Source organism: Synechococcus sp. R5-12 (assembly GCF_047502655.1).
In the GTDB taxonomy this organism is placed as follows: domain Bacteria; phylum Cyanobacteriota; class Cyanobacteriia; order Thermostichales; family Thermostichaceae; genus Thermostichus.
Map to the genome: position 1 here is coordinate 1 of NZ_JANSIM010000058.1, position 10,883 is coordinate 10,883.

A 10,883-nucleotide genomic window follows, 5' to 3' on the forward strand; every position below is an offset into this window, starting at 1 on the left:
ATACAGCGCGGGACTTATAGCTCCCCGCGCCCCTCCTTTGTTAAAGAGAGAAAACCTGTCCAAACCAGCCCAATTGCGGGGTTATCCCACCCTACCTCAGTCTGCGGGCAACAAGAACCTCTGTTTGGAGAGATGGCCCTCAACCAGAGCCGGCCTTCAGTGCAGTACCGCCCTTACACAGGTCTGCCGAAAATCTCGGAACCAAAGCTCTGTCTCGCCGCTGCTCACCCAGGAAGATCCTGAAGAGATCCATAAGTCTACACAACTTTCTTTCCCCCGCGAACTAGTATTTGATAGCGGTGGGAAGTCCGTGCACAGCGGATCGGGCTCTATAGGCAAAAATTTTGTAAGCCCTGTAAGCAATGTAAACAAAAACAAAAAACGGCAACAGTAGAAAACGTAGTCTGCAAACGCTGTGGGCGGATTGTCTGCTAGGGTAGATGCTCTCTGTATTGGGGAAAAGCAGTCGTGAGTGCGATTAGCAACATCATCTTGGTGGGTATGGGGATCCTCCTGACCCTTGCCAGCCTTTGGTACGGGCAAAACCACCATCTGCTTCCCGAATCTGCTGCCGAATCAGCCCCCTTGTTCGACAGCCTCTTTAACAGCACCATAACCATTGCCACAGGGATCTTTTTGGTGGTACAGGGTGTACTTCTCTACTGTATTGTCCGCTACCGCAAGCGGCGAGGCGACAAAGGCGACGGGGATCCCAGCCACGGCAATGTGCTGCTGGAGATCGTGTGGACGGCGGTGCCGGCGGTGATCATTCTTTGGTTGGGCTTGGCCAGCCTAGATGTCTATCAAGCTGTTTACGGGGGTGCTCACGTCGGCGGCCATATCCACGCGGCCATGGCGATGGAGTCTTCCCACGAAGCTGAGGCGGGGGATCCCGGCTACGCCTACACGCCTGCGGTGCTACCCGGGAAGGAGATGGGCCAGCCGGATCTGGTCGTTCAAGTTCAGGGCATGCAATATGCTTGGATGTTCACCTACCCGGATTCCGGCCTGGTGGCCAGCGAGCTGCACCTTCCTCTGAACAAGCGGGTGCGCTTGGATATGACGGCTCTGGATGTGAACCATGCTTTCTGGGTGCCGCAATTTCGCCTCAAGCAGGATGTGATCCCGGGCCGAGAAACCCACCTGGAGTTTGTGCCCACTCAACTGGGGCAGTACCCCATCATCTGCGCAGAGCTGTGCGGCCCCTATCATGGGGTGATGGCAGGGCAATTGTTTGTGGATACGCCGGAAGACTTCGAGCGCTGGCAGCAGGAGCAAGTTTTGGCCGCCCGTGGCGAGGGCAGCACCTTGGCCCTCGTTTCAGATTTCTCGCCAGTCCATCCCTCTCCTCGGCCAGGCTCCCCTGAGGCCGAGTCTGCCTTTGCCCATGTCCACCACCAGCGTTTGGGCGTCTCCCCCTCAGATTTGAAGTCTCTCCAGTCCCATTCTGGATCCCTTCCTTCCGCAGGCTAGCCGGGATCCCCAACATCCCTTTGGCCTGCGCTTTTGAGAACACCATTCCGCCGACGCGACACGGGAGCTTTTTGGCAATGACCCAGCTACAAGACAATCCGAGACCTGTTACTGCACCGAAGGTTGAACTTGAACTTCCTGCTGAGCCTTGGTGGCGCTTCTTTACCTTCTCCACCGATCACAAGGTCATCGGGATCCAGTACTTGGTGACCACCTTTTTCTTCTACTTGGTGGGAGGGGCGCTGGCGACGGCAGTACGGGCAGAGCTGGCTACTCCAGAGGCCGACTTTCTCGGCTTTGAGCGGTACAACGGTGCCTTTACCCTGCACGCCACGATCATGATCTTTTTGTGGATCGTGCCTGCTTTGGTGGGGGGCTTTGGCAACTACCTGGTACCGCTGATGATCGGGGCGCGGGATATGGCCTTCCCCAAGCTGAATGCAGTGGCCTTTTGGCTGGTTCCGCCCACAGGGATCCTGCTTTTGGCCAGCCTGTTCATAGAGGCTCCGGCTGCCGGCTGGACTTCCTACCCCCCCCTCAGCTTGATCAGCGGCAAGGTGGGGGAAGAACTCTGGATCCTGAGCATTTTGCTGGCAGGAACCTCTTCCATCCTGGCAGCCGTGAACTTCATCACCACCATTCTGAAGATGCGCATGCCCGGCATGAAGATGGAAGACATGCCGCTGTTTTGCTGGGCCATGCTGGCAGCCTCTGTTCTCACCCTCATTGCAACACCGGTTTTGGCCGGTGCATTGATTTTGCTTAGCTTTGACCTGTTGGCGGGCACGGCCTTTTTCAACCCCAGCGGCGGCGGGGATCCGGTGGTGTACCAGCACATGTTCTGGTTCTACTCCCACCCGGCGGTTTACATCATGATCTTGCCGGTCTTTGGCATGATCTCCGAGATTTTGCCGGTGCATGCCCGCAAGCCCATCTTTGCCTACAAGGCCATCGCCTACTCCAGCTTGGCCATCTGCTTTTTGGGGTTGATCGTCTGGGCTCACCACATGTTCACCAGTGGCACCCCTGACTGGATGCGGGTGTTCTTCATGATCGCCACCATGGCCATTGCCGTTCCCACTGGGATCAAGGTGTTTAGCTGGCTGGCCACTTTGTGGGGCGGCAAGATCCACTTCCGCTCGGCCATGCTGTTTGGCATGGGTTTTGTCTCGATGTTTGTGATCGGCGGCTTGGGCGGGATTATCCTCGCCTCGGTGCCTCTGGATATCCACGTTCACGACACCTACTTTGTGGTGGCCCACCTACACTACGTGTTGTTTGGCGGCAGCGTCTTTGGGATCTATGCCGGCATCTACCACTGGTTCCCCAAGATGACGGGGCGGCTGCTGAACGAGTTTTGGGGGCGGGTGCACTTTGTGTTGACCTTTGTCGGCCTTAACATGTGCTTCTTGCCGATGCACAAGCTGGGCCTGATGGGGATGCCCCGCCGGGTGGCCCAGTACGATCCCCAATTTGCCGACCTCAACTGGATCAGCTCGGTGGGGGCCTTTGTTCTGGCCATTTCCACCCTGCCCTTTTTGGTTAACGCCATCTACTCCTGGGTGGCCGGGCCAAAAGCTGGGGATAATCCTTGGCAGGCCCTGACACTGGAGTGGACAACTTCTTCTCCCCCGCCCCATCACAACTTTTATGGGGATCCCATTCTGCTAACTGGCCCCTACGACTACGGCTTGCACAGCAAAGAGACGCTGGACTACTTTGCTGCTCAGTTGCAGAGCTTGCGGGAGCTGGCGCTGGCGGAAGCGGAGCCTACCTCTTCCTAGCAGGTCGGTTGCCCGGTGGGCGGCTGATCCCCTGCTCACTGGGTATTCCAGTCTTGGCTGGGCTGCTTGTACAGCCTCAAGAAGTCTCAGGAATTCAGGAATTTAGGTGGAAAGGAATATGCAAGGATCCCTTGCCTCTGAAACGCTGATGGTTGGCCACTCAAGGGCCCACACTGCCCATGCTGAGCACCCGGATCATCGCGTCTTTGGCATCTTGATGTTTTTGGTGGCAGAAGGCTGTCTTTTCCTAGGGCTGTTCATGGCCTACCTGGCCTATAGCCTCACCGCCCCGGTGTGGCCGCCGGAGGGAACCCCAGAGCGGGAATTGCTTTTGCCTGGGATCAACACGGTGATTTTGCTCTCCAGCAGCTTCGTCATTCACAAAGCTGGGTCGGCCATCAAGGCCAATGATGTCAAGGGCCTGCGACTGTGGTTTGCCCTCACAGCCCTGATGGGGGCGGTTTTCCTGGCAGGGCAACTCTATGAGTACAGCAACCTGGAGTTTGGCCTCACCACCAATTTGTTTGCCAGCACCTTCTATGTTTTAACGGGGTTTCATGGTCTTCACGTGCTGGCAGGGTTGCTGTTCATTTTGGCGGTGCTCTGGCGCTCCTTTAAACCCGGCCACTACAGCGCTCAACATCATTTTGGCGTCGAAGCTGCCGAGATCTACTGGCACTTTGTGGATGGGGTTTGGATCGTGTTGTTTATCTTGCTCTATTTGCTCTGAGGTTGTCTCGAAGCCATTTTGGCAGCAACCCGTAGAGCCATTTCAGCTCTGCCCCATGGTTACCTCAAGTGGCAGTGGAGCGGCTCGCTGGGCCAATGGTTCCCCTCTCCCCAAGAAGAGCGGCGGCTGAGGTCTGAGAGCGGCTGCGGGAAGATGAGCCTTTCTGGAGAAAGGCCACAATCTGGATCAGCGCCTCTTGAAACACCTCTCGCTCTGGCTGACCTTGCTTGAGCTGGTATTCCAGTTGCAAAAGTTGCTGCATCACCCTTAGCAGAGCTGAGCTTTCGAGGGATCCCACCTCTTTTTGCAGAAAGTAAACCCGATTGGGATTCCCGATTTCTGCTTTCTGGGCGATGACCTTGGGATCCCGTTCTCCCTGATCCAGCAGCAGCCGCACCCATAGCCAGGTGCGAAATTGGCCCACCAACACCGCCAGAACCTTCAGAGCCGGCTCGTTGTGATCCAGCAGATGGGTCAAGATGCGTAGGGCTTGTTCCAGATTCCCTTTGCGCAGGGATCCCGCCAATTGAAAGCTGTTGTAGGCGCTGGCGGGAACTAACGCCTCGACTTGTTCAGGAGAAATGGGATCCTGTTGACCTGCCGTAAACAGGGCCAGCTTTTCCAATTCCATCGCCAAGCGACGGGAGTCATTGCCCACCGCCTCGGCCAATTTCTGGGCGGCTGCCGGGCTGAGGGCCAGATCCCGTTGTTCAGCTTCCCGCTGCACCTGCTGGAGAATGCCCTCCTCATCCCAAGGGGCCAGTTGCGAAAACTCGCGGACAATGGCCGTTTTTTTGAGGATTTTGGTGGATTTCAGGCGCCCATCCGGTTTGCTGCTGGTGGTCAAGAGCAAATGGGTGGTAGGGGGTAACTGGGCCAAGGTTCGCTCCACTTCTTCCCACAGATCTTCCGGGCAATGTTGGGTGAGCGTCGTCTCTTCCAGCCAAACCAAGCGGGCGTTGGATCCCAGCGGCGGGGTCATGGCTTGGTTGAGCCCGGCAACCGTGGATTCCGGCGGCAGGCGATCGTAGTTAAAAGCAGCCCAGTGGGGATCCAGCACTTGGTCGCGCAACTGCTGCACCGCCTGCATCAGGCGATAGGTGTCATCTCCCCAGTACAGGTAAACGGGCACGCTTCGACCGAGTGATTTACGAGATGCTTTTCCCCTACTTCCTCCATTTTGCGTAGGTCAGTTCCCCTTGTCTAAGCGGTTTGGCCGGGATCCCTGCTCAGCTTGGTGGAGGGAGTCAGTCCAAGTGAAGATACCGAGCCCAGCTTGACTCAAGTTGTTTAAGAATAGGTCAAGTACTCGCCCTGTCTGGCGAAAACAAAGGCATCTTTACACAAACTTCATAATCCAGAAGTCTCCGCAGCCCAAAAAATTCTGTATTCCCACTGAAGAGGTTTCGTAGACCTTCTCCTACAGTTGAATTAGGAGCAGAGACTGCAGGGTTAAAGATTATGGATGGCATTGGCGAGTTTGAGTTTAAGGTGCAAATCTTAGCCCGTTGCATGGGATCTGCCCTAGGGCTGGGCCGCCCCACTCGTGTTCAGATTCACTATTCCAACCTCAATTCCCAAAACAAAACCAAAGCGAAGGAAGGTCAATCTGAGTCAAAAAGTCTATCCTCCCTAGGCGATCAGATCTCTTCGAGTCTCAGCAATCAGGGCAAAAGAGGATCCCAAGGTCAAGCTTTAGCCTATGTTGCCTGAAGAGTCTTTCGAGAATTAATCTGTGGTAATTCAGGAGGATTTTTGACTGCGGCGATCCAACACTTACTTAGAAATTAGGACAGATCTTTCTTGTGGCTTTTCTCGTTACTCTTTCTTTGCATTCTATAGCGATTTGTTCTTAAGACCGAAAACTCAACTTTGACAATTCTTCTTTGACAATTCTTCGATGCCTTTTGTCTTGTAGAGTCTTGTGAGTCAGCCGGTTCTTTGTTTTTGTTGAGGGGTACTTTGTCCGGCTGGCGCGATAAGAGGTTGCGCTCTTCTTCGTTGTCTCTTTGCCTCTGGGGATATAGACTAAAGCTTTGTCCCGCTGGTGAAACCAGTAGGATGACTTGAGGTGTGGGGATTTGGGCCCAACACGCCCCAGAGGATTATGGAACGAGCAACGCAACTGTGGCAGGGTTTTCTGCTGCGCGACTTTCCCATCAAGGCTTGGCAGCAGGGGAGCCTTTTGGGCCGCCTGTTGGGATCCCTGCAAAGTTGGGGGAAGAGCAGCATATTGGTTCAAACTTCCGACCGGATTGGCCTGGGGCTAGTGCTGCTCTACTGGATTTTCTCTGCACAAAGCTCCACCGGCATCCTGGGCCTGATTTTGCTGGCTATGGCTGCTCTGGTGGGCCTGTGCGCTTTGGTGGAAATGCCGATTGGGCTGCCGCTGCATCTGCCCCTGGGCCTTTTCTGGGGAATTGCCACCTTGGCAACGATTCTCTCTCCGGTTGCCTACGCAGCACGGGATGGCTGGCTGAAGTTGACTCTCTACCTGGCTGGTTATCTGTTGTTGCATCGTCTGCTGCGCAAACCCCAATTCCGAGATGGGATTGTGGGATCCCTGCTTTTGGTCAGCTTGGTGATGGGGATCCATGGCCTGCGGCAATACTTTTATGGGGCAGCAGAACTGGCCACCTGGGTGGATCCGGAGTCGGGTTTGGCGGGTCTGACGCGGGTGTACAGCTATCTGCGCAATCCAAATCTGTATGGGGGCTACTTGATCCCGGTCATTCCTCTGGGGCTGGCCGCCACTTGGATTTGGCCCAGTTGGGGGGCGAAACTCCTGGCCGGGTTTACGACGGCGGTGAACCTGATTTGCCTGTTGCTCACCTACAGTCGTGGCGCCTGGATTGGGGGGCTGGCCATGCTCACCCTGATGGCCGTGCTGTTGGCACAGTGGCATTCTGTCGATTTGCCAGCCCGCTGGCGGCGTTGGGCCTTGCCGGCCCTGTTGGGCGGAGGGGGGGCTGCTCTGTTGCTCGGGATCCTGACGGTACGCTCCCTGCGGCTGCGGGTGCAGAGCCTTTTTTGGGGGCGGTTGGATACCAGCAACAACTTTCGCCTCAATGTCTGGGCAGCGGTGCTGGAGATGATCCGCGACTTTCCCATCTTGGGGATCGGCCCCGGTAATGTTGCCTTTAACCGCGTCTATCCCCTCTACCAACGAGGCAACTTCAGCGCCCTTGGAGCCTATTCGGTGCCGCTGCAGCTCACCGTAGAGACTGGCTTCATCGGATCTTTAACTTTCGCCTGGTTCCTCTTGGTGCTCTGGGATCACGGCTGGAGATGCTGGAAAACTTTGCTCAACTTGCGGGATCCCCAGGGTCTGTGGGTGGCAGCAGGCTTGGCCGCTTGCACCGGCATGATGGCCCACGGCTTGGTGGATACCATCTGGTATCGTCCCCAGGTACAAATGCTGTGGTGGCTTGCGGTAGCGCTCATTACAGCCAGCTTGGCCTCTCTTAGCCCTCAGCCGCCCGTGGATGTTGGTGAGACCCCATCGGAGACTTCCTCCCGTTAAGGTAGCTTAAGCTTGGCCTTCCGGTCTTGACGGGAGCAAATCCAGAGTGGTAAGCATCTTCAGTAGGAGATAAAAATGTATCTGTTTTTACAATTTGCAGGTGTCAGTAGTGTTAGAAATTAGCGGAATTGTCCGGGGTGCAGGAGGCAAATGAAAAAAATCGAGGCCGTAATCCGGCCATTCAAGTTGGATGAGGTCAAAATTGCTTTGGTCAATGCCGGAATTGTCGGCATGACTGTAAGTGAAGTGCGGGGCTTTGGTCGCCAAAAGGGACAAACCGAGCGTTATCGGGGATCCGAGTACACGGTAGAGTTCCTACAAAAGCTGAAAGTGGAGATCGTGGTTGAAGATGACCTGGTGGATACGGTGGTGGAGAAGCTGATTGCAGCGGCTCGCACCGGCGAAATCGGGGATGGCAAGATTTTCATCAGCCCCGTCGAAAAAACCATCCGCATCCGAACTGGCGAGCTCAACCAAGATGCCCTATGAGAAGGAATCACGTTCAGGGTTTGGGTTGCCCGGCCTGAGCCTCGTGTGAGTTTGCTTCATGTCTCTTTTGCTGTATATCTGATGAGGTGTTCTTGCCCTACTTTTCGGGTAATGTGTTGCGAGAAGTACTGTCACTTTAGGTGAGTCGAAAAGCATGAGTACGACAATGATCCAAAAGCTCAAGAGCCAGGTGCCCCAGTGGCTTTGGCGACCGGCCAAGTGGAGTCTGACTGCCGCTCTAATGGCTGCGCTGGTTTTTCTATTCGGCCAGGGAACTGCCTTTGCTCAAGAGGCCGAGGAAGTTCAGAAACACGCTGACGTTGTTTGGACGATCGTGTCGGCGGCCTTGGTGTTCTTCATGCAGGCAGGGTTCGCCATGGTGGAGACGGGCTTTACCCGCGCCAAGAATGCCGCCAACATCATGATGAAGAACTTGATGGACTTCTGCATGGGCTGTTGCGCCTTCTGGTTCATCGGGTTTGGCCTCATGTTCGGCAAAAGTGCTGGCTTCTTCGGCACTGACTGGTTTGCTTTTGGCTGGCAGCAGGCTTACGAGGCAGATGGCTGGCCCTTTACTTTCTTTGTCTTCCAGATGGTGTTTGCCGCTACCGCCGCCACCATTGTTTCCGGAGCGATGGCAGAGCGCACCAAGTTCTTGGCCTACTTGATCTACTCCATCGTTATTTCTGGGCTAATCTACCCCATCTCTGGGGGTTGGGCCTGGAACGGGCTGTTCGGCGACTACAACGGCGGCACAGCCGGCTGGCTGGAAAATCTGGGCTACATCGACTACGCCGGGTCGGGGGTGGTGCATTTGGTAGGCGGCGCTGCGGCCTTGGCAGGCGCCTTTGTGCTCGGCCCTCGCATTGGCAAGTACGGCCCCAATGGAGAGCCGCGGGCTATTCCCGGCCACAACCTGCCGCTGGGGATGTTGGGGGTGTTTATCCTCGCCTTGGGCTGGATCGGGTTTAATGCCGGTTCCACCACTGCAGCCTCTGTCGATATTGGCTGGATTGCCATGAATACGCTGCTGGCAGCTTCGGCTGGAGCAATTGGGGCGATGTTCACCTCTTGGGTTCATTTTGGCAAGCCGGATATGACCTTTGCCGCCAACGGTGTCCTGGCCGGCTTGGTGGGGATCACTGCCCCTTGCGATAGCGTCCATCCTTTGGGTGCTCTGATCATCGGCTCGGTGGCCGGGATTCTGGTGGTGATTTCGGTGGTGATCCTGGATACGGTGCTGAAAATTGATGACCCGGTGGGCGCGATTTCGGTACACGGCACCTGTGGTATCTGGGGGGTGTTGGCAGCAGGGATCCCCTTCTTTGCCAATGCCAACTATGCTGAAGAGGTCACCTGGGCCCAATTTGGGGTACAAGTGGTGGGCGCTCTGTTCTACTTCCTCTGGCCCTTTATTACCTGCTTGATCCTGTTCTATATCCTCAAGGCTGTAACCGGCCTGCGCACCAGCGCCGAGGAAGAGATCGCCGGTTTGGATGTGGGCGAGCATGGCAACGTGGCCTACCCCGACTTCGTTACTGCTGCCACCGATTCGGAGCAATCTTGAGCCGTTGTGCTCGGTCTGACCTGGGGTTGCCGGATCGGAGCATTGCTGAACTGAGCATCAAATGAGCATCAAAAGGGAGGGTCAGGGCTGGCCCTCTCTTTTATGGCTTGTTGACCTCAAGCAGTACACTGGGATCCGGTTGGATGCACTTTTGGATCCCATGCACCTTCTGATCCCGGCGGCTGGCAGCGGCAAGCGAATGGGGGCTGCGGTCAATAAGCTGTTGCTGCCGCTCTTGGGTCAGCCGATTTTGGCTTGGACGTTGCAGGCTGCGGATCAGGCCAGCTCCATCGAGTGGATTGGCATTCTCTCCCAACCCGGCGATTGGCCGGCCATCGAGCAGATCCTGGCGGCAATGGATCTGTCCACGCCGGTGCAGCTTTTACAAGGGGGGGCGACGCGGCAGGAGTCGGTTTACAGGGGGGTTGAGTATCTCTATAACCTGGGAACAGTAGAGCGGGTGTTGATCCACGATGGGGCCCGCTGCCTAGCTACCCCTAAGTTGTTCGATCGCTGTAGTGCTGCTTTGCAGCAGGTGGATGGTCTCATCGCAGGGATCCCTGTCAAGGACACGATTAAAGTCGCTGAGGCAGGCCCAAAAGGGATCCAAATTCAGTCAACCCCAGAACGCAGCCGGCTGTGGGCAGCGCAAACGCCGCAGGGGTTTCGCCTGTCGATGCTATGGCAAGCCCATCGGGAGGCTCTGGCCCAGGGTTGGCAGGTAACCGATGATGCAGCCCTATTCGAGAAGCTGGGTTGGCCAGTCTACATCGTCGAAGGGGAGGAGTCCAATCTGAAGCTAACCACCCCCCTGGATGTGTTGCTGGCCGCACAAATCCTGCAGCAGCGTCTCGGACCAGCGCGTTAGCTCAATTCAATCCCGGTAGGGCCAGTCTCAACCTTGGGAATTAAAAGTAGGAAGGAGGAAATCTAGGTTCACTAAGAGCACTTTGATCACCCCATCTCTTGTGGTCCGTTGGAAATGAAAATGATAAGTCTGGCTGTTTAGAATCTAATGCACCCAAGACACCTGAAACCAAGCAAAAGATGAGATTAATGCACTTTTCACTTTCTTCATAAACTTGCCGTTCTGAGAACCGAACTACAACCCAGCCTCTATCCGCTAGATAAGCATCACGCTTACTTTGCTTAGGATCATTCACAGTATGGGCTGGCCTACACAGATTACCTTCAAGAAACCATGGCTCATCAATTTCAATGTCAATGAGTAAAACGAGTGATCTTTTTCCATCTCTAGATACCTGCATTGCGATATCAGCTAGAAATCGCAGGAGCCCCGCACTGTACCCGTAGGGT

At 55.6% G+C, this 10,883-nt stretch carries 9 protein-coding genes; 7 read left to right on the forward strand and 2 right to left on the reverse strand.

Annotated elements, in window-relative coordinates; translation table 11 throughout:
- The first annotated feature begins 468 nt into the window (after nt 1-468).
- From NW843_RS03920 to NW843_RS03930, 3 genes are all read left to right on the forward strand, one after another.
- Nucleotides 469-1,473 carry a cytochrome c oxidase subunit II gene (locus NW843_RS03920; RefSeq protein WP_414399827.1) on the forward strand — a complete coding sequence of 335 codons (1,005 nt, stop codon included), beginning with the start codon at nt 469-471 and terminating at the stop codon, nt 1,471-1,473.
- Nucleotides 1,474-1,550: 77 nt separating this feature from the next.
- The gene (ctaD, locus tag NW843_RS03925; RefSeq protein WP_414388458.1) at nt 1,551-3,257 is read left to right on the forward strand and encodes a cytochrome c oxidase subunit I; all 1,707 of its coding nucleotides are present in this window, start codon (nt 1,551-1,553) and stop codon (nt 3,255-3,257) included.
- Between the two features lie 118 nt (nt 3,258-3,375).
- Complete coding sequence (locus NW843_RS03930; RefSeq protein ID WP_414423961.1) at nt 3,376-3,987, forward strand: cytochrome c oxidase subunit 3; 612 nt, start codon at nt 3,376-3,378, stop codon at nt 3,985-3,987.
- Nucleotides 3,988-4,051: 64 nt separating this feature from the next.
- On the opposite strand, the gene holA is transcribed toward NW843_RS03930, so the two are convergent.
- Nucleotides 4,052-5,119 carry a DNA polymerase III subunit delta gene (gene holA, locus NW843_RS03935; RefSeq protein ID WP_414522174.1) on the reverse strand — a complete coding sequence of 356 codons (1,068 nt, stop codon included), beginning with the start codon at nt 5,117-5,119 and terminating at the stop codon, nt 4,052-4,054.
- A gap of 975 nt (nt 5,120-6,094) precedes the next feature.
- On the opposite strand from holA, the gene NW843_RS03940 reads away from it, so the two are divergent.
- The 4 genes from NW843_RS03940 (at nt 6,095) to ispD (ending at nt 10,434) form a co-directional block, all read left to right on the forward strand.
- The gene (locus NW843_RS03940) at nt 6,095-7,510 is read left to right on the forward strand and encodes an IctB family putative bicarbonate transporter (RefSeq protein WP_414522175.1); all 1,416 of its coding nucleotides are present in this window, start codon (nt 6,095-6,097) and stop codon (nt 7,508-7,510) included.
- A 150-nt stretch (nt 7,511-7,660) separates the two neighbouring features.
- Nucleotides 7,661-7,999: a P-II family nitrogen regulator gene (locus NW843_RS03945; RefSeq protein WP_011430352.1), complete on the forward strand. Its 339-nt coding sequence runs from the start codon at nt 7,661-7,663 to the stop codon at nt 7,997-7,999.
- Nucleotides 8,000-8,153: 154 nt separating this feature from the next.
- Entirely contained in the window at nt 8,154-9,566 is a 1,413-nt protein-coding gene (locus NW843_RS03950; RefSeq protein WP_414522176.1) for an ammonium transporter, read from the forward strand.
- A gap of 160 nt (nt 9,567-9,726) precedes the next feature.
- Nucleotides 9,727-10,434, forward strand: coding sequence for a 2-C-methyl-D-erythritol 4-phosphate cytidylyltransferase (gene ispD, locus NW843_RS03955; protein ID WP_041437650.1), 708 nt, complete (start codon nt 9,727-9,729; stop codon nt 10,432-10,434).
- Nucleotides 10,435-10,474: 40 nt separating this feature from the next.
- Here the strand turns inward: ispD and NW843_RS03960 are convergent.
- Nucleotides 10,475-10,883, reverse strand: a 409-nt coding sequence (locus tag NW843_RS03960; protein ID WP_414522177.1) for a DUF559 domain-containing protein, incomplete at its 5' end; no start/stop codon positions are given.

What these genes read in the sequence shown, in the direction of transcription:
- ctaD (WP_414388458.1), top strand. Translation starts at nt 1,551, where the DNA reads ATGACCCAGCTACAAGACAATCCGAGACCTGTTACTGCACCGAAGGTT.
- NW843_RS03930 (WP_414423961.1), top strand. Translation starts at nt 3,376, where the DNA reads ATGCAAGGATCCCTTGCCTCTGAAACGCTGATGGTTGGCCACTCAAGG.
- NW843_RS03940 (WP_414522175.1), top strand. Translation starts at nt 6,095, where the DNA reads ATGGAACGAGCAACGCAACTGTGGCAGGGTTTTCTGCTGCGCGACTTT.
- NW843_RS03945 (WP_011430352.1), top strand. Translation starts at nt 7,661, where the DNA reads ATGAAAAAAATCGAGGCCGTAATCCGGCCATTCAAGTTGGATGAGGTC.
- NW843_RS03950 (WP_414522176.1), top strand. Translation starts at nt 8,154, where the DNA reads ATGAGTACGACAATGATCCAAAAGCTCAAGAGCCAGGTGCCCCAGTGG.
- ispD (WP_041437650.1), top strand. Translation starts at nt 9,727, where the DNA reads ATGCACCTTCTGATCCCGGCGGCTGGCAGCGGCAAGCGAATGGGGGCT.